Genomic DNA, 19,086 nt, shown 5'->3' with positions numbered 1-19,086 from the left:
TCCCTTTCTCAGCCTTTCACCGAACCGATCAGCATTCCCTTTGCAAAGTGTTTTTGTAAAAATGGATAGACCGCCAAAATCGGCAGCGTTGCAATGACAATGACAGCGAGTTTAATTCCCTGCTCCGGCGGAACGGCATTTTGCATCGTATCGCCATTGGTCGCCGTTAAATCCGATAAAATCGTGACTTGGCGAAGCACCATTTGCAGCGGCCATTTTGCACTGTCATTGATATATAAGAGAGCGTGGAAGAAATCATTCCAAATCCCGACCGCATAAAACAGCGCAAAGGTCGCAATAACTGGCTTTGACAGTGGCAGGGCGATCCGCCAGAAGACACCGATTTCGGAACAGCCGTCAATTTTTGCTGATTCCTCCAGCTCACGCGGCAGCTGCTGAAAGAAGTTTTTGATAATAATAAGGTTGAACGGATTAATCGCCATCGGCAGAATCAATGCCCAATACGTATCCAAAAGGCCAAGTGATTTTACGACAAGGTACGTCGGAATCATGCCGCCTGAAAACAGCATGGAGAAAATCACCAGATTCAACAGCAGATTCCGTCCCTTCACATGCCGCTTCGCCAGCGGATACGCCATCGTGAAGGTGAAAAACAGCTGTACAGCCGTCCCGACCACCGTGATGAAGATGGACACACCCATGCTTCGAAGGAACGTCGGTGTCGAAAACACATACTTGTAAGCATCAAGTGTAAAGGTTTTCGGGAAAATAAAGAAGCTCCGCTGGGCGAGTTCCGCTTCTGTCGCAAAGGAACCGGCGATAATATATAAAAACGGCAAAATGGTAATCGCGCCGACACCGCCGAGAAACAGAATGTTGCAGACGTCAAACACCCGTCCGGCTTTGGTGTTGTGCATCGTGTGAATTTCAGCCATACCTCTCCCCTCCTCTAAAACAATCCTTCCTGATCAAACTTTTTTGCAATGTAATTGGCGCCAAAAATCAAGATAATCCCGACAACTGATTTAAACAAACCGACCGCCGTGCTGTAGCTATACGCCCCTTGGGTAATCCCCATCATGTACACATACGTGTCGAAGATGTCAGCCACACTGCGGTTGAGCGAGTTCGTCATCAAATACACCTGTTCAAAGCCAAGATTCAAAAAGCTGCCGATTCTTAAAATCAACAAAACGATAATTGTGCTTCTAATCGCCGGCAGCGTAATATGCCACATTCTCCTGAACCGCCCCGCTCCGTCCATGATGGCCGCTTCATACTGCTCTTGATCAACCGTAGCGAGCGCTGCCAAAAATAGAATCGTTCCCCAGCCTGTTTCCTTCCAAATGCTTTGCATCACAATCATCGGCCGGAACCAGTCTGCATCCGACAAGAAAGAAATCTGCTCACCTGTCAGGCTCATGATCATTTTGTTGATCACACCTGTATCGACAGTAAAGAAAACGAAGGTGATGCTGACCACAATTGTCCATGATACAAAATGGGGTACGTAAATGAAGGTTTGGATACATCTTTTATACGCGGCCTTTCTTACCTCATTCAAAAGCAGGGCTAAAATGAGAGGCGCGGGAAAGGCAAACAAAAGATCCAGGCTCGCCAGCATGAGGGTGTTGCGCAGCAGCCGGAAAAAATCCGGATTCATAAAAAAGTCTTTGAAATAATCAAAACCGACCCATTCGCTTTTCCAGAAGCCAAGATATGGCGAATAGTCTTTAAAAGCGATCAGCACGCCCCACATCGGCAAGTATTTAAAAATCAAAAAATAAAGCAGACCGGGAATAAGAAGAAGATAAAGCCATTTGTCCCGTTTGAGCGCAGCCATCCAGCTGATGCCTTTTCCAGCGGTGAGAACAGGTGAATCTCCCTTCTTCGGCACTGTTTCCATATCTGTTCTCCTTTCGTGTTACCGGGGCGCCCGCCGAAAGGCAGGCGCATCGGTTTATTTTGACGATTGGTACAATTTGTTCAAGTCCTTCATCAGGTCATTGCCGCCGCTTTTTTTCCAAAGCTCCACTGCATCAGCGAACCCTTTTTCATCAATTTCTCCAATGATAAATTGTGTTCTCGCGTCGAGGATGATGTTGTCAAGCTGGGCTCCTTTTTGGGTATAGACATCAGATACAAGCGACTCAGCCGGGTTAAAGACGGCTATTTTTTCTCCTTCGGTTATGATGTCCTTGCGATGCTGGAAGAGCTTGGTTTTCTGGTCTTCGATGTAATACTCGCTTTTCGGAATCGACATGCTGAACTGTGCCAAGCCTTCATGCTCATACAGGAGAGATTTGTTGTTTTTTTCAAGTGAGGTGAATACGCCGTCCTTGAGCTCGTAATTGCGGCCCTTCACTCCGTTGTTCGTGAGAATCTGCGCTTCCTTATCATTCATCTTATCGAGGAAGGACAGCACCTCTTTCAGCTCTTTTTCGGTTTTGACGCTTGATTTTGGTATCGTGATCATGCCTGAATAACCAGATGTCGGGAAGGTGCGCTTGCCATTCGGTCCCTCAAGCGAGCCGACGATATCAATGATATCCTTGTTCGACTCATCCGCCTCCTCCATCGCGCTTTGGATTTGAGACGCTCTTGAGCCTGTATCAACGATGACACCCGCTTTTCCTTTTACAACCGGATCATTCCACTTCGCAGAATCCATGACAGCAAAGTCCTTATTGATCAATCCCTCATCATAGAGCTTTTTAAAAAACGTGAGCGCATCCATGTATTCCTTCGTTGTAAAATCTGGAATCAGCTTTCCGTTTTCAACACCGTAGCGGTTCGGAGCGCCGAACCAGATTTGCAGAACATCCCATGGGCTTCCGTTGCCGAGTCCCATCCATTTCGGCACGACCATGCCGTACGTATCATCCTTGCCGTTTCCGTCAGGATCTTTTTCCTTAAAGGCTTTCAGCACTTCATAGAAATCATCAAGCGTTTCCGGCATATCCAGACCGACATTTTTCAGCCAGTCGGTTCTGATGATCATACACGCCCTGATCAGATCCCTCGTTCTGTAGATTCCGTACACCTCGCCGTTCACCGAGCTGTTCTTCAAAATCTTTTCATCTGCCTGGCTTAAATTCTTGTAGTCTTTTAAATAAGGAGACAGTTCCCAAAACGCCCCTGCTTTGACAGACTTGATAAAGCCGGCTGACTTATCTTTAATGACAATCGCGTGAGGCATCTCTCCTGAAGCCATGACGATGTTGAATTTGTCGTTGTAGGATGAATCAGGCACCCATGTGACCTTAATCTCTTTGCCTGTGTATTTTTCGAGCGCTTTTAATGAAGGGCTTTTATCACTCGGGCTTTCCGGCGATAAAAGCGGCGCCATAATTTTGATCGTATCTTTCGAACCGCTTGCTGAATTGGATGTTTCCGAATGGCTGCATCCGGTGATCATCATGGCAGCAAGCGGCAAGGCCATCCATTTTTTTCGCATTCTTATTTTCATGTTGCGTAAGTCCCCCTTTTTTCAATTTGCATTTCCCCTTTGCCCCTCTCAATATAAAGCGCTTACATAAATTCTTGCAATCTTCATTTTTTGCACCATTTCTCCTATGAAATTCCGGCTGTTATCCTTTTTTGCCCGATGTTTCTTTTTTTGCCGGAAGGGAATCTCCGATCAGTTCCAGCGCCGCTATGACATTTAAACACCATTGAGAGACAGTGTTCGTTGTCACCCATGGAAGCTCCTCTAGCTGCGTCCATGTCTCGATGCGCTCCGGTTTGATCGGAAGCGGCGTATGGCTGAGCTTATCATCTAGCAAAAGATTCCACGCTTTGGCGGCGAGATGAGGATCTTGTTTTTTTCTCGCGGCGTAGGCTGTCATACCGGCGGCGAACATCGGCCAGTGAAAATGACCGTCATGAAGAGCGCCTCCGCTTTTTTTCCGTTTTTCCTCATCACTGATTGTGTAAAATTCGCCGAATTCACTCAGCATATCCTCCCATTCCCGGTCATCAAGAAGCTCAGCCAGCTCCATCCACACTTGCGGCGCGCCGAAGGCAATGATCATATGATATCCGCCCGCAATGCCGTCTCCCATATGATGAAGCATCGAGGTTGCCGGATCATATTCAAATGTCGGGCCGGATAATAAGCGGAGCGGCAGCCGCTTCAGACAGTTGATGCCTGTTTGGATTTTGTGGAGATAATCAGGATTTTCGGTCCGCTCCCATTCCGCCAGCCAGTTCGAGCAAAACGCCGCCCAGTCCGGTCCCGTTCTGGCGTGAGTCGGGTGCTTGCCTTTCTCGTAAAAAGCGCGCATCGGATCGGTTTTGACGAGGGCATAATCGGCATCCTTCACTTCTGTCAAAAGGTCTCCCGTGCGCTCATCACCCGTCAGATAATAATAGAATTTATAAAGCCCGGCCATGCTGATTCTCGCTTCCTTGCAGCCGCATCCCCAGTGCACAACGTTATGCCGTGAGCCAAGCCCGGCGTATTCACCGAGATGAAAGCTGTCCGTTTCACTCGTGTGGCGGGTCATGGCTTCTGCCATTCGGAAGATATCCTCTCTGCCTGAGCGAAAAAACGCCTGCCACAGCCATAGGGTCGGAACGAGCTCATTGTTTTGCCATGCGTATCCGCCGAGATCATATCGCCACATGTGCCGAATTGGATCATACGTATGCATGACATCGCCATAATGCCAAAATCCGTACCATTTGCGCTGCTCTACTTCCTTTTTATAAAACAGAAAGGCGGCGTCAAGCTGTTCCTCCAGCTCTTTTTTGAGCGGATGGGATGTGTCAATGATGCTCCAAACCCCGAGCGCTTTTGATTCGTAATAGACGTTCGGCTCGCATACCAAGAGCGGCGGCGCCTGCCATTTGTCAGCGAGCGCATTGAGGACTTCGTCAGACGGCATGTGCGAAAAGCACGCCAGGCTTATTTCATTTGTGTTCGCAATGCCTGTCGGATCAGAGCGCATTTCATCAAAGCCTTCATACGCGCTGGCCACGTGGGTGTTTCCTGTATAATGCCGCAAATCCATCACTTCGCCGTCCGGGGGCCAAAGCCAGACGGTCATTTTGGGGCGGCTGCCGGCAAGACCTGTGATTTCCAGTGCTGAAGGATATTTCTCAAAGAAATACCGCAGGCCGAGAGCCACACCGCCATTTTTTCCGCCCGCATAGCAGAGCCCCTTAGCCCGGCTGCCATGCAGCATTCCAACCCACGCATAATCTTTTCCGGTCCGTTTTGACAGGCTGTAATGATCGCTGGAATCTTGCACGAGCTTGACATCGTCCCAAACCGCATTCTGTGTGCCATGTGCAAACCATTCCTTATGCTCTTCATCTGGAGACAGCATTTCGCCATTGATTTGTTTTTCATAAAGCGGATATCGTTCATTGAATTTACGTGTGCCAAACAGCTGGGCGGGTTCTTTATACATCCCTTTCTCTCCCGCAAAGCGGAAATGGCGGTTGTACGGCTCTCCCTCCAAAAAAAGGTCGAATTCGATGCCGAGCCCCTTAACGAATTCTTGTTTACCGCTCCTGTCAATCAGCTGCGTGTGCACAAGGCCGATCTCAGACAGCCCGGCATAAAACGTCAATCGGCTGACAAACGGCAGCCATTCTTCATTCGTTTTATGGAGCACATGCACTCCCTCGATTTTGACTACTGCTTTGACAGGACCACTCTGCTCAATCGCCGCCCGTTTGATAAAGCTGACAGACCTTTCATGCAAAAGAACCGTTTCCGCCGCCGACTCTTTTCTCGTTTCTCTTATCGCAACGAGCCTCCCGCCTGCGGCGATCGGCTTTCCGTTGATCTGCAATGATTGAATGAAATCAGATCCTGTTTTATGAATGGTACAAACGAGTGCTCCTGTATTCACTTGGATGTCATGCTCTGTCTCAAGAATGCTGAGCGATTCAGTTGGCTGCGGCACTTCTCTTTTGCGAACTGTAAAGCTTTGGTTTTCCTGACCGCCAAACACCGCCGCGTGCTTCGTCCACTTGATGCTCCCGTCCGGCCAATAGGCCGACGGTTCGCTTTGCACATATCGCGTTTCCGCGTTTTCATTCATAAGCGCCAGACGGTCTCCTTTTTTTAATTCTCCTTTTTTCCATGGCACGCCCCACGTCACGCCGCTTGTCAACTTTGGCTGTCCTGATAACCATTTGATCTTTTTCATCTGTCTCTCCCTCCATAGAAAAAAGCTGATTCGATACAAAGAATCAGCTGTGATTGTCAAATTGAATCACACGGTATTCATGCGGTCCGACCGCCAGTCTCCCCGCCTTTTCCAAACGGTTCGTCAACAGATCTGTTCCCGCTTCCGGCAGTGTCACACTTCCTCCTTTTCCATCCATATTCACAACGATCCACACAAGGCCGTTATCGCCTTTGCGCGGGGCAACGATCGTGCCGGGTGTTACATCCGAGCGGCTGGAAATAACAGCTTCCTCCGCATAATGCCTGACGAGCGCTTCCAGCATCGCATCCCCTTCTTTTCCGGATGGAAGCGAGCCCAGCATGACAATTTTCCCCTCGCCGTAATTCCGTTCTGTCAGAAAAGCATGGCCCGCCCCCGGTCCTGATTCAACCGTGCCAAGGGTATTTCCGCTCTCTGTGTCAAACACCGCGCTCCATAGTCCGAGCGGCGCCGTGATGCCAAACGCTATTCCTGTATTCACGTTCTCATTCATCGGAAAGGTAAAAAGTGTTTTGATCCCTGACGTTTTCTCAAGTTCGCCAAGTCCGCAATCGGTATGAATGGTATGCTCGCATGTGCGCCCTCCTGTCAGCGGCCCGGTGATCCAGATGCCGCCCGCTTCAGCGAATGCCGAAGCTTTTTTGATAAATTCAGAAGACAAATACGGCACAAATGGCGTAAACAGCAAGCGATAGCCGTCCAGTGGAGCGCCTTCCGGAATAAGGTCACGGTGAATCCCCGTGTTGAGAATACGTTCATAAAAAAGCGTCACAAGCGAACGATGCCGGAGTCCCCGGTGAGGCTCAGTTTTAATAAATGCTTTTGCTCTGTCAGAGTAAGTCATCGCCGCCTCGGCTTGAACGGGTTCAGTCGATAGAATAACAGGCTCGATTTCCTTTCTTGCCCGCTCAACCGCCAGCACATTTTGATAGCCGATAGTGGGTTCGCCCCAGGCACTGAGAACCGAACCGTGGGAAATCTCGCTGCCTGAACGCTGCTGTCGCCATAGCCAGTAGCAAAACCCCTGGCTCCCTAAGGCGTAGGACGATACGGCTTCAGCCTGCAAATACCCGTCTGCGTGCGGGTAAGCGGAGCTTTCAAGCGAGGCAGCATACGACGGACTCGTTTCCAAAATCCAAAACGGGCGCCCCTGTTTCAGATTTCTCCATAAATCACAGTTCAATAAAAAGGCAGAGGCGTTTTCCTGCGAAGCGTACGTGTCATAGGAGGCAAAATCGAGATTCTGAAATATTCGCTCATTGTCCACGCTGAACATGACTGATCCGTTATGCGTGATCGGCGCATCTGAATAGCAGCGGATGATTTTGGCCTGTTCATCCGCAAACGAAGCGATCATCTCCATCGAAAACAGCTGATACATAGTGCGTAGAGAAGCATGATGCAGAAACGGGGCCGGTCCCGGCTGCGGGACTTGCTCAAACGTCTGATAGGTCTCGCTCCACACATCGGTTCCCCAAGCTTCATTCAAGCGCTCAATTACCCCGTAGCGATTTTTGAGCCAGTCATGCCATAGGTGCAAGCATGTCTCACACATGCATTCTGCAACATGGCATTTAAACTCATTGTCTAGCTGCCAGCCGATCAGCCCCGGGAGCCGGCCAAGCTCCTTGGCGATGGCTGTGGTGATGATAGCGGCTTTTTTTTGAAAAAACGGGTTGTTCGTGCAGGCATGCTGACGGGAGCCATGCCCCATGATCTCTCTTTTTTCATTGGCATGCATGCGTTCGGGCCGGCCATGTGAGAACCAAATCGGCGGGGTAGGCGTCGGCGTGCACATAATCGTTTCGATCCCGCTATCATACAGCCGGGCGATGATTTCTTTGAAAAAACCGACGTCAATTTTTCCTTCTTCAGGTTCCATGACAGACCAGGCAAATTCGCCGATCCGCACAACATTTACGCCAACTTCACGCATGATGTCAATGTCCTGCTGAATCGTCTCTTCATCCCATAATTCCGGATAATAGCAAGCGCCATGATACAGTTTTCTCATCACATTTTCACCTTTCTTTGATGATCGATTCTGTCAATGGCAGGCCGAGCTCCTTTATGCCTTTTGCCACAAGTTTCGCCATTTCATTTGCGCCTTTTTTTGTAAAATGCGTGTAATCGTTAATCCCTTCTGAAATCATAAAATAGGTGTATACTTTTTCCTCGCCCTTCTCAGTAAAGAAAGCAAGGCTTTTCTCCATCAGATCAATGAGCTGGACATTCTCCTCTTCAGCCGTCTGCTTCATGGCAATGCAGTAATCTGGAAAGTCGTTCAAAAACACGCCGTTTTCGTTATGAAAGCGGGCTACGGGGGTAATGAGAAGCGGATGGGCGCCTTTTTCCCGCGCGCCTACGATATACTTCTTTAAATATTGTTTATAGGTCGTGTAGGGCTCGGTGTAGCGCTCCGGCTTATTTTTCGACGCGTCATTATGGCCCATCTGCACGAACAGCCAATCATCCGGCTCGATCACATCAAGGATTGCCTGAAGCCTGCCCTCTTCCACAAATGTTTTCGAGCTTCTTCCCCCGATCGCTCTGTTGATCACTTGAATATGCTCCGGCAGATGCGAGCCGAGAAACTGCCCCCAGCCCCCTTGATTTGTGCTGTCTCCATACGTTTGAACAGTCGAATCGCCGGCAAGATAAATATGATTTGCCATTTTTCATTCCCCCTCGTTTTTTATACAGCTTCCATCACGGATAGCTCTTCCCTTGAAAAAGAACGGTGCGTACAGCGCTTGAGCATTGGTTCATCCTGCCCGTTCGTTAATCATCTTGTCGTAGCGTTCAGCCTTTGCGTCTTATCCCTTAGTCCTCCTACAGCGGCGCCTCCGCTTTACTTCCCGCTATGTACAGGGCGGGCTTCGGCGGTTTTTTCATTCCCGTTCCGAGGTAAAAGCTCGTGTGTGGCGGCTGGTTGTAGGCGGTATTCTGCCAGGCGATGCCGAGCCTGTAAACCGGTTCATGCATCAGCGTGTAAAAGCGGTGGCGGGTGAGATGTGTCGTTGTATAGATACGGAGCGCGCTGCTGTCTTCCGTTCTCCATATCACTTCTTCCCGCCAGTCTCCGAACAGGTTGGCCTGAAGAACCGGGTTTCCTTTCGTGCCGTTGTTGGACAACACGCCGGCTGGCTGAAATATCGTCTTCAGACAGCCGTTTTCAGCATCCCATTTTTCAATCTTTGGCCTGCCGATCGTTCCGTCCCAGTCATGATCCAGCAGTTCTCTGACCAAATCACCGTCCCACCAGATGGCAAAATTGGCTGAAGCGGGCGCTTTATCGCTGATTTTTTCGCCTTTGCTCGTGAAAAGCCCATACGACTTGCCATCATTGCCCGGCGGATCAATTCCCCAGACGAGCGCCCCTTTGTAGCTTGGATCAATATGAGCCGCCATGCCCCGGCCAACGTCAGTTCCAGCATGGACGCCCCATAATATCTCACCGGTTCCGGCATCTCGCAGTGACAGTCCGTACGGCTTCGTGGCGTCCTCATGCACCTGGAACACTTCAAGCCCTTTTCGTGACGGGTCCAGATCCCCTACATGCATCGCGTCTCCGTGCCCGAGCCCCGTTGAGTACAGGCCGGTTCCGTCATGATCGACAGCCATTGCGCCGTATATGATTTCATCTTTTCCGTCTCCGTCGATATCCGCCACGCTTAAGCTGTGGTTCCCCTGTCCTGCGTACGCTTCATGTCCCGGCTGGTTGGAGTCAAATACCCAGCGTTTTTTGAGCCTTCCGTTTCTGAAATCGTATGCCACGAGCACGGCTCTCGTATAGTAGCCGCGTGCCATTACAAGGCTCGGCCGCTCCCCATCCAAATAGGCAATTCCAGCGAGAAAACGGTCCATCCGGTTTCCATATCCGTCTCCCCAATCCTCCAGCTTGCCGCGGGGCGGTTCATATTCCACGGTCGTGAGTGCCTCACCGGTTTCTCCTTTAAACACAGTCAAATATTCCGGGCCGGACAAAATTCTGCCCTGTTCGTTTCTAAAATCGGCCTGCTCATCACCGATGATATGTCCTTTCCCGTCTGTTGTGCCGTCAGCTGTTTTCATGGCGATTTCTGCTTTTCCGTCACCATCCAGGTCATACACCATAAATTGCGTGTAATGAGCGCCCGCCCTGATGTTTCTGCCGAGGTTGATGCGCCACAAAAAGGTGCCGTCCAGTTTATAGGCATCTATGAGCACCTCCCCGGTATATCCGTCATGGGCGTTGTCTTTGGAATTAGACGGGTCCCACTTCAGGATGATTTCATATTCTCCATCCCCGTCTACATCCCCGACACTGGCATCATTGGCGCTGTAAGTGTACGGCTTTCCGTCCGGCGTCACACCGCCTTCCGGTCTGGCAAGCGGAACCTCCAGAACATTTTCCTGCCAAACACGAGCTTCCTTGGAAAGCTTTTCTTCCCGTCCTTTATTGACAGCCGCCACTTGATAAACAGAGTCAGCCGTTCCGTTTTGATCGAGAAAATTGGTGCTTTCAGCGATTGGCTCGCGGGTGATCCGCATTCCGTCCCGATAAAGGTGAAAAGCCGTCGTCTCATGATCCGTGCCGAGAAAACGCCAGCTGACAAACACGCCCTGATCTGTCTTTACTGCAATCAAACCTCTGGTCAAGTATTCCATTTGCCTCTTTTTTGGTTTCATTTGATGGGAACGGGCTGCGCGCAGCCCGTTCCTTCCCCCTTTCAGTTAAGGCGTATACATATTTGGTTTTGGCTGTTCCGCCATGCCGTCTCCTAAAAAGAAGCTTGTGTGCGGCGGCTGGTTATAGGCGACATTTTGCCAGGCGATGCCAAGCCGGTACACCGGATCGTGCATCAGCGTATACAGCCTGTGCTCAGTCGGAATGGTCGTCGTGTAAATGCGCAGAGCACTGCTGTCCTCCGTTCTCCACACGACTTCCTCCCGCCAGTCACCGAGCAGATCAGCCTGAAGCGCCGGTGTTGCTTTTGTGCCGTTGTTAGCCGCTGCGCCTGATGCAGTCAGCACATTTTTCGATACGCCGTTTTGATAATCCCACTTATCAATTCGGTTGCTGTCCAGCTGTTCCCGGAGCAGGTCGCCGTCCCACCAGATGCCGAAGTTGGTCGAGGACGGAGCCCCGCTTCCGATTTTGACCCCTTTCGCCGAGTAGAGGGAACCGTTTGCCCACACCTCCTGTCCCGGATAACGCGGGTCAATATCAGCAGCCATTCCCCGGCCTACATCCTTGCCGGCATAAACGCCCCAAAGGATTTTTCCGGTTGCAGCATCCCGGAAGGATAAGCCGTATTTTGCATTTTTGTCCTCATGTACTTGAAACACCTCAAGCCCCGGCCGGCCCGGATCAAGATCTCCTGTATGGAGGGCATCCCCATGGCCTAAGCCGGTCGAGTACATGCCTTTCCCGTCATGATCTACAGCCATTGAGCCGAAAATAATCTCATCTTTTCCATCCCCGTCAACGTCCGCGATGCTCAGGTTGTGATTCCCCTGTCCGGCAAACGCTTCGTTTCCTGACTTTGAGGAGTCCAGCGTCCAAAGCTTTGACAGCTTTCCGTCCCTGAAGTTATAGGCAACTAGCATGGTTTTAGCGTAATACCCTCTGGTCATGATCAGGCTCGGCCGCTGTCCATCAAGGTAGGCAATGCCGGCGAGAAAACGGTCAACACGGTTGCCGTAGCTGTCTCCCCAATCCGACACATTGCCGCGCGCCGGTTCAAAATTTGCGGTGACAAGCTCTTTCCCGGTTGAACCTTGAAACACAGTGAGATATTCAGGGCCTGAAAGCACACGCCCCTGTTCATTTCTGTAATCTGCATTGGCATTTCCAATCACTTTGCCCGTGCCGTCTTTTGTCCCGTCTGCCGTTTTCATTGCCACTTCCGCTTTTCCGTCACCATCAAGGTCATACACCATAAACTGGGTGTAGTGCGCGCCCGCTCTGATGTTTTTGCCGAGATTGATCCGCCATAACTTTGTGCCATCCAGTTTATACGCGTCAATCAGCACGTCACCCGTATAGCCATCCTGTGAATTGTCTTTTGAGTTAGACGGGTCCCATTTCAGGATCAGCTCGTATTGCCCGTCACCATCCACATCGCCAACACTTGCGTCATTAGCGCTGTACGTGTAAGCTTCACCCTTTGGCGTCGTGCCGCCAGCCGGTTTATCCAGGGGGACGGAATGATACGGCTGCGCCCATACGGAGACTTTTTCAGAAGCCGGCTGTTCGGTACCGTTTACAACAGCCCGAACCGTATACGTTGAGCCCGCCGATCCGTTTTTATCCACATAGTTCGTTGTTTTGACAGGCGCAGCATTCAGTTTTTGCCCGTCTCTGTACACATTGAACAAAACAGATGCGTTTTCGGTTCCAAGAAACCGCCAGCTGACAAAAATGCCCCCGTCCGTCTTGACCGCTACAAGCCCCCGGTTCAGCGCTTCCATCTGCCGCGCTGCCCCTTCAGCTTTCACAGGACATACAGAGGCTCCCATCACCAACAAGACCAGCAACGTAACAGCAGTAAACATGCGTTTCCTTCGTGTAATCATCAGACAGCTCCTTCTCATTCATCTGTAAGCGCTTACTTAAATTGGATTTTATGCGCTGTGTGAGCTGTCTTCAATTTCACTTTTTTGCATCTGCCTATTTCGGACACTGCACTTTTTTGCGTATTTGTCATTTTTTTGTTACCCGGCTTGATGATGCTGGGCCTCCGTCTTTTGAAATCCCCTAAGAGCAAAAAACATCAACACAAGCCCAAATAAACATGGGCCGTAAAACGGAATCAGGCCAGGAAGCGTATACAGCAAATAAAGGACAAATCCGCACCCGATCAGCATACAGCCGGTCGTCAGCGGTCTCATGGCGCCAAAAAGCAGTGCCTGCGGAATATATTTGCGAAGCGGGAGCTGGTAATGCACATAAAGGGGAAACACATACATCAGCGCGATGATATACAAAAGCCCTGCAAGCAGCGTGCAGCTTGTTACGGCAAAGGACAGCCAATTCGTACTGGCAGAAAAATAATGATAGTTGGCAGACAATATGAGCAAAAGAGCCGAAAACGCCAATCCGATCGCATTAACCTTGAGAAACTCTTTTTTATAGGTATCGAGAAATAACGGAAATACTGGGACATCCTTTTGCCCCATCAGCCATTTCCTTATAACGGCACACATCGCGGCTGTGCTCGGCGCCCATCCGAAAAGAACGCCGCCCAAAAGTGTAAACAACAGCCACAGCCCGTTGAGCCATGCTATTTTCACCACCGCTTCGCAGCCTGCATAAAGCGCATCCGTTACAGTCGTCTTCATCTTCTCACCGCTTGATGCACGGCAAAATCCCTGTAAGCTGCTTTCATGGGGGCCATCTGCCGGAACCCGATTTTTCCTTGTGTTAACACAGGCCCATATGTACTGCCGTCGTCCATCCACTCAAGAATGGGCAGACCATTGATTGAAAAGTGCACATAGCCTTTGTCTTTGATCAGCTTCATACGATACGGAGAATCAGCGTCGTCTGGAGAAGGCAGCGGATCGGCCCCCATTGCGGCGAGGTGGAAACCGCGGCTTTTTCTTAAATTGCAGGTGCGGAACGCTCTTTCCTCCGGGTATTTTCTGCGGAAATACGACAGGTGGAGAGCGTTGATGTCCCCCGAATGATACTCGGGGTATTTTCCCGTTCTTTTCTGGAGACTTGGATCAAACAAATCCTCGCCTCCCATTCCCGCAGCAGAAAAAAACAGCATACACAATCCCGGCTGCTCGATCGGAGAGAAGTCCCATGTCACAATGATGCCGTCTGGAAAGGTTTCCGGACACCAAAAGACAAAGTGCGCTTCGTCCTGGACATGTGACAAGTGCAAGCTGTGATCATCAAATGAGATCTGTCCGCCTCCCTCCATCCGCCAGTCCTTTACATCGCTTTTAGACCGGAGCGGATTGCGATACAGGCACGCGCCTTCCTTATACATGTTCTTTTCCCTCCCGGCTCACAAGGTGGTCCTTAAGCGGAAGTCCGAGCTCTTCAATGCCTTCTGCCACAAGCTTCGCAACCTCCATTGCACCTTTTTCCGAAAAATGCGTATTGTCCTCAATGCCGTCCGGGTAATTCGGATGTTCATTCGGCTGAAACCAAACGAACAATCGCTTCGACTCCTCCGGCCCGTATTCTTCATACAGCACCTTTGTTTTCGCAAGCAGATCAATCACAGGTACATCGAGCTCCTTCGCCAGTGCTTTCATCGCATCGGGATACTCACCGAGGGAATGCTCGATCCGTCCGTTTTCATCAAAGCGGCGGCGCTGCACCGATGTGACGAACACAGGATGCGCGCCCTTTTCGCGTGCCGTATCTGCAAACAAGGTGAGAAACTGCTGAAATGTGGAGTACGGCTTCGTCCCCCGCGGTTTTTGGTCATTGTGGCCGAATTGAATCAACAAATAATCGCCTTGTGTGATGCGCTCGGCAATTGCTTGAAGCCTTCCTTCCTCCACAAAAGAATTGGTGCTCGCTCCTCCTTTGGCATGATTGTGCACCACTACCTCTTCAGAAAACAATTGCCCGAATACCTGCCCCCACCCCGCCATCGGCGCTTCATGAGGCGGGCAGTCACTCACAGTGGAATCTCCCGCTAAAAATACTTGAATCGGTTTCTTCATCACATGTTCTCTCCTTTCACGGCGTTTCCTGATACATTTGCCTGAAGACACCCGGCGGCATGCCGACCTGTTTTTTGAAAATCCGGTTAAAGTAATTGTGGCGGTAGCCGACTTCTTCTGACACGTCATGAATTTTTTTATTCGTATTGACCAGCAGTTCTTTCGCCTTTTCGATTCTGATCTGGGTCACATAATCGATAAAATTAATACCGGTCACTTGCTTAAATGCCTTGCTTAACGTATATGAATTCATGCCAAGCGCATCGGCACAGCTTTCCAATGAAATGTCCGCCATATACTGTTCGTGAATCATCGCAATCACACGTTCTGCCAGCTGCTTTTGCTGTCTGTTTTTTCTGCCCTCAAGCTTGGAAAGGTAAGGCGTCACCACTACATCCATCAGCCAGGCCGCCGCTTCGTTAGGTTCGCGCAATTCTGAAATATCAAGAAACGGATTCCGATGCTGAAACAGTTCGCTGGGATTGAGCCCGGAATGCAAAATATCCTCCTGAATGCGGGAAAACAGCTGAATCAGGGCGGAGTGCACATGCCTGTCTATAGCCGCCTTTTCCGCCAGTTCCTCCATGCATACACGAATCAGTTCCTCGGCCTCCTGTTTTCTTTCCAGCCGGATAGCCTGAACAATTTGTTTTTCCAGTTCAAAAGGGTAATAAGGAGCGAACTGCTCATCCTGAGGGAAGTCGGCCTGCAAATCAATGACCTGATTCCGGTTGGCAAACTGCCTGCAGGATTTGCCGCTTTTCACATTCTGAAATAAAGAAGGAATTTCCGTGACACGCTCCGTCTCGCTGCTCAATGTCGAGGTCAGGCATAGTCCGGTTACATTCCCAAATTGGCGTGCCAGCTCCGTTATATACACCTTCAGATCAGAGCTGTTTGTTATCATCACAAGAACGGTGACAGAAAGCCGGCCGATATCAAGTATGGAGAGCTGAAAAACGCGTTTATCCGCCAATTCCTCAGCCAGATTGGTCAGGGTAAACACGGCAAGCTGTTCATCACCTTCACGGAAGATGCTTTTTTCACAACGGAGCCCTGTCACCTGTAGATCAAGCACATGAAACGCGTTTCCGCCGATGTTCCAGCCAGCCTCCTCCATCCGCAATCTGAGGCTTTCCTCGTTGTCATAGTAAAAATCGCCCTGCAAGAGATGCTGCAAAAAACTCTTTTTCATATGGGGCGTCTGCCGCAGGAGCTGCTCTTGGAGCTTCTGGCTTTCAAGGGATAGATCCTGCCATCTCTTTTCAATCCACTTGAATTCATCCTGCCCGGACGCCTGCCATTCTTTCTTCTCTCCTCCGGTAAACAAGCCAAGCAAATGCTGAATGGGACGATAGATTTTTTTTGATGCATACCATGTCATGCATACCGCCAAACCGATGCAAATGACCAGCATCACGATGATCACTTTTGATAAAAACACCATCGGCGCTGTAATAGCTGAAAGAGGCGCCGCTGACACAAAGGTCCATTGCTGATGCATCCGGTTCATTTCTCCAAAGGAGACAGAATACACCTTGCCTTCCCATTCCATCTGAAAATGACCTTTCTCAGCAGGCTGTTTTTTTATCTCTTGAAGTAAAGTCTTTTCAAAATCTATTTCCCCTTCATGAAACAGCACCTCTTGATTTTGATCTAAAAGCAGCGCACTGCCATCAGGATAGGGGGACAAGCTTTGCAGGATTGATTCCATTTCTTTCGGATCAACCGCCAGCATGATAGCGCCGAACGGTTTCTCCGCCGCGCCCGGAATGAGCTGGGTCAGCATCGCTTGGTTTCCCGACCGTTTCCAATAAATGCTGTGGTCTGAGGCAAGCAGCGAGCGATACTTGCGAAGCGCCTCCTGTTCTGTCAAAGCGCTGTATTCAGGGCTCAGCACAAGTGGCCGGGGGCTGTTCAGAAAGATGGAAGCCTGCTCGATCAGCGGCTGCTGGTCCCGCAAAAGAAACAGTTTTTTCGTTAATTGATAGGAGAACGTAAAGTCTTTCTCCAAATCCCTCTCGGCCAATCCGTTCATCAGTGAAGAATCGTAGGCCATCTGGGTGAGTGCCAGTTCAAGCACTCCCAGCTTCTCATCCATTCGGCTGACCTCACGCGCCACCTGTGCTTCATGCGATCTCTGCAGCTCTTTCTCCACCTTGTCGATCGAAAGAAAGTAGATTGCGCCGCCAGTCAGCAATCCGGGAATACAGGCAATCAGCAAAATGAAGACAAAGTTTCTTTTGAAATACGTTCCCTTCCAGCGAGAAACCCGTTCCTTCTGTTGAGGCTGTTTTTTCATCCCTTTCCCCCCGCCGCTGTCTTTACTGATACACGCGTTTTTTCGTTTTCAATACATCAGCAAGAAACGTCAGCGCAAGTCCCTGCCCCCATCCTTGTATTCGTTTGTAAGGCACCTGTTTGTATCCTTCGGCATTTTTCATGACGGCTGTCCCGGCCGATACCTTGCTGACCCGTCCGTCCTCTTCCACCGCATCCAAAATGGCGGCAAGCGATTTCTGCACATATTTTGTATACAGCTTTCCGCTCGACATCAGAGCAGAAGCAATACCGGCTGATGCCGAAACCTCCAGATAAGAATCCGGATCATCCAAAATCGTATGCCACAGCCCTGATTCATCCTGAAGCCGGACAAGTGCGCTCAGCTGGTCTCTGAGCGATCCGTCGATGATCATAAAGGAAGGATGTGTCACCTCAATGAGCGGGAGCGCCTTTGCCATCGTGAGTGCCGCCCAGCCGTTCGCCCTGCCCCAATAAATCCCCGACAGATGATTTTGCGCTTTGTTGTCCCAGGCGTGGTAGTACAAATTCGTGACAGGGTCCTGAAGCACATCCTCATGTCCGTGAAACTGGCGCAGGCCGTCTTCAAAATAATCCTTACGCTCCATGATCCGCCCAATTCTCAGCATAAACAGCCCAGCCATCATCAGCGTATCCGCCCATGCCTGCTCAGGAAACACATATTCTGCCGCATTCACCGTATGCTGAAGGATACCCTCGCCAAAGCGCGGCGCCTTATGCAGCACATATTCCGCCATCTCGGCCGCTGTTTCCAAATACACGTCATCACCCGTCACCTTGTGGAGGAACAAAAGCGTATGCCCGATGGAAACTCCGTTGATTGAAAGCGGCGGCAGCCCATCCTCCAGCTGTTCATCCACCCACGTTTTTAACAGATTGATATATTCCTCGTTTTCCGTCGCTTCATAGGCCTCCGCCACGCCGTAAAACGCGACGCCGCCCGGCCAATCCCACGCAAAATCCATCTGAAATGTCCGTTTCACGATCCGGTCAATAACCGACGTCACCTTTTCTTCATCAAAGATAAGCTGTGCCATCTGCAACACTCCTTTTTATTTTAATCCGGTCGTACTGATGCCCTGAACGATATATTTCTGAAACAAAAAGAAAACAAGAATCACAGGCAATAACGAGACGGCCGACATGGCAAACATCGCGCCCCAGTTCGAAGCCGACTCTGTATCGAGAAAAAGCTTCAGCGCAAGTGAAACAGGGTAAAGCTCCGGCTTATTCAAATACAAGAGCGGCTGAATCAGCTCCTCCCACTTCCAATAGAAGGAGAAAATCGCAGACGTCGCAAGCGCGGGAGCAATCAGCGGGAGAATGATCCGCCAAAAGCAGGCAAAGCGTCCGCATCCGTCGATTCGCGCGGCTTCATCCAGCTCCTCGGGAATCGTCCGGATAAACTGGATCATCAGAAAGATAAAAAACGCATGCCCGAAAAATTGCGGAACGACTATTGGTTTAAAGGAATTCAGCCAGTCTAATTTCGCAAACATAATATACTGCGGAATCATCAACACTTCATGAGGCAGCATTAACGTCCCCATCATGCACGCAAACCAAAATTTTTTTCCCTTAAACGGTATACGCGCAAATCCGTACGCAATGACAGCCGACGACAGGACGGCACCGATTGTTGACAGCCCGACAATAATCGCCGAGTTTTTAATAAACGTCAGAAACGGCTGTCCCGCGATCCCCTTCCACCCTTCAGCATAGTTACTGAGAATAAAAGGGTCTGGAATGAGAGAATGTGAGGTTGTAAAAATACTGGCGCTTTCTTTAAACGAGCTGACAAACAGCCAAATAACCGGGTACAGCAGCAACACCGCCAGCGTTGCCGTAAAAACATGGAACAGTATGCGTTTGGGACTGACGCGCCCGGCTTTTTTTCTTTCAAAAACCGGGGCTTTTCTGACAGGCTCGTTGACCGGCTCCATCC

The 19,086-nt window shown here is 50.2% G+C and carries 14 protein-coding genes; all 14 read right to left on the bottom strand.

Going from position 1 to position 19,086, the window contains the following annotated elements; all coding sequences use genetic code 11:
- Positions 1-8: 8 nt before the first annotated feature.
- On the bottom strand, positions 9-896 hold the full coding sequence (locus WA279_RS13615) for a carbohydrate ABC transporter permease (protein WP_003242715.1): 888 nt from the start codon (positions 894-896) through the stop codon (positions 9-11).
- 14 nt (positions 897-910) lie between these two features.
- Positions 911-1,867 (bottom strand): ABC transporter permease, encoded by a 957-nt coding sequence (locus tag WA279_RS13610; RefSeq protein ID WP_015482931.1) that lies wholly within the window; start codon positions 1,865-1,867, stop codon positions 911-913.
- Positions 1,868-1,921: 54 nt separating this feature from the next.
- Positions 1,922-3,430 (bottom strand): extracellular solute-binding protein, encoded by a 1,509-nt coding sequence (locus WA279_RS13605; RefSeq protein ID WP_336155642.1) that lies wholly within the window; start codon positions 3,428-3,430, stop codon positions 1,922-1,924.
- A gap of 121 nt (positions 3,431-3,551) precedes the next feature.
- The gene (locus WA279_RS13600; RefSeq protein ID WP_336155640.1) at positions 3,552-6,125 is read right to left on the bottom strand and encodes an exo-rhamnogalacturonan lyase family protein; all 2,574 of its coding nucleotides are present in this window, start codon (positions 6,123-6,125) and stop codon (positions 3,552-3,554) included.
- Between the two features lie 43 nt (positions 6,126-6,168).
- Positions 6,169-8,160, bottom strand: a complete 1,992-nt coding sequence (gene yesZ / locus WA279_RS13595; RefSeq protein WP_336155638.1) for a beta-galactosidase YesZ — start codon at positions 8,158-8,160, stop codon at positions 6,169-6,171.
- A gap of 7 nt (positions 8,161-8,167) precedes the next feature.
- Positions 8,168-8,821, bottom strand: a complete 654-nt coding sequence (locus WA279_RS13590) for a rhamnogalacturonan acetylesterase (protein WP_336155637.1) — start codon at positions 8,819-8,821, stop codon at positions 8,168-8,170.
- A gap of 157 nt (positions 8,822-8,978) precedes the next feature.
- Entirely contained in the window at positions 8,979-10,817 is a 1,839-nt protein-coding gene (rhgX, locus tag WA279_RS13585) for a rhamnogalacturonan exolyase (protein ID WP_336155636.1), read from the bottom strand.
- A gap of 45 nt (positions 10,818-10,862) precedes the next feature.
- Positions 10,863-12,707: a rhamnogalacturonan lyase gene (gene rhgW, locus WA279_RS13580; RefSeq protein ID WP_442894665.1), complete on the bottom strand. Its 1,845-nt coding sequence runs from the start codon at positions 12,705-12,707 to the stop codon at positions 10,863-10,865.
- A 138-nt stretch (positions 12,708-12,845) separates the two neighbouring features.
- Positions 12,846-13,472, bottom strand: coding sequence for a YesL family protein (locus tag WA279_RS13575; protein ID WP_336155633.1), 627 nt, complete (start codon positions 13,470-13,472; stop codon positions 12,846-12,848).
- On the bottom strand, positions 13,469-14,131 hold the full coding sequence (locus WA279_RS13570; RefSeq protein WP_336155631.1) for a YesU family protein: 663 nt from the start codon (positions 14,129-14,131) through the stop codon (positions 13,469-13,471). The genes WA279_RS13575 and WA279_RS13570 overlap by 4 nt, the downstream gene beginning before the upstream one ends.
- Positions 14,124-14,822, bottom strand: a complete 699-nt coding sequence (gene rhgT / locus WA279_RS13565) for a rhamnogalacturonan acetylesterase (protein ID WP_080121151.1) — start codon at positions 14,820-14,822, stop codon at positions 14,124-14,126. Before rhgT ends, WA279_RS13570 begins: the two co-directional genes overlap by 8 nt.
- Before the next feature lie 13 nt (positions 14,823-14,835).
- Positions 14,836-17,121, bottom strand: a complete 2,286-nt coding sequence (yesS, locus tag WA279_RS13560) for a transcriptional regulator YesS (protein WP_336155629.1) — start codon at positions 17,119-17,121, stop codon at positions 14,836-14,838.
- Between the two features lie 22 nt (positions 17,122-17,143).
- Positions 17,144-18,178, bottom strand: coding sequence for a rhamnogalacturonyl hydrolase YesR (gene yesR, locus WA279_RS13555; RefSeq protein ID WP_336155627.1), 1,035 nt, complete (start codon positions 18,176-18,178; stop codon positions 17,144-17,146).
- Positions 18,179-18,193: 15 nt separating this feature from the next.
- A complete protein-coding gene (locus WA279_RS13550; protein WP_014479106.1) occupies positions 18,194-19,084 on the bottom strand; it encodes a carbohydrate ABC transporter permease in 891 nt (296 codons plus the stop codon).
- Positions 19,085-19,086 lie beyond the last annotated feature (2 nt).

The organism is Bacillus sp. 204(2023) (assembly GCF_037027505.1).
Classification (GTDB): Bacteria; Bacillota; Bacilli; order Bacillales; family Bacillaceae; genus Bacillus; species Bacillus subtilis.
The sequence above is the reverse complement of the archived record's forward strand: the minus strand, read 5'-3'. Positions and strand labels throughout refer to the sequence as shown.

Bases quoted from the DNA above. Each gene is read 5' to 3' on its own strand.
- WA279_RS13550 (WP_014479106.1), bottom strand. From the start codon at position 19,084: ATGGAGCCGGTCAACGAGCCTGTCAGAAAAGCCCCGGTTTTTGAAAGA.
- WA279_RS13575 (WP_336155633.1), bottom strand. From the start codon at position 13,472: ATGAAGACGACTGTAACGGATGCGCTTTATGCAGGCTGCGAAGCGGTG.
- rhgW (WP_442894665.1), bottom strand. From the start codon at position 12,707: ATGATTACACGAAGGAAACGCATGTTTACTGCTGTTACGTTGCTGGTC.
- WA279_RS13590 (WP_336155637.1), bottom strand. From the start codon at position 8,821: ATGGCAAATCATATTTATCTTGCCGGCGATTCGACTGTTCAAACGTAT.
- yesR (WP_336155627.1), bottom strand. From the start codon at position 18,178: ATGGCACAGCTTATCTTTGATGAAGAAAAGGTGACGTCGGTTATTGAC.
- yesZ (WP_336155638.1), bottom strand. From the start codon at position 8,160: ATGAGAAAACTGTATCATGGCGCTTGCTATTATCCGGAATTATGGGAT.
- WA279_RS13570 (WP_336155631.1), bottom strand. From the start codon at position 14,131: ATGTATAAGGAAGGCGCGTGCCTGTATCGCAATCCGCTCCGGTCTAAA.
- WA279_RS13615 (WP_003242715.1), bottom strand. From the start codon at position 896: ATGGCTGAAATTCACACGATGCACAACACCAAAGCCGGACGGGTGTTT.
- rhgX (WP_336155636.1), bottom strand. From the start codon at position 10,817: ATGAAACCAAAAAAGAGGCAAATGGAATACTTGACCAGAGGTTTGATT.
- WA279_RS13610 (WP_015482931.1), bottom strand. From the start codon at position 1,867: ATGGAAACAGTGCCGAAGAAGGGAGATTCACCTGTTCTCACCGCTGGA.
- yesS (WP_336155629.1), bottom strand. From the start codon at position 17,121: ATGAAAAAACAGCCTCAACAGAAGGAACGGGTTTCTCGCTGGAAGGGA.
- WA279_RS13600 (WP_336155640.1), bottom strand. From the start codon at position 6,125: ATGAAAAAGATCAAATGGTTATCAGGACAGCCAAAGTTGACAAGCGGC.
- WA279_RS13605 (WP_336155642.1), bottom strand. From the start codon at position 3,430: ATGAAAATAAGAATGCGAAAAAAATGGATGGCCTTGCCGCTTGCTGCC.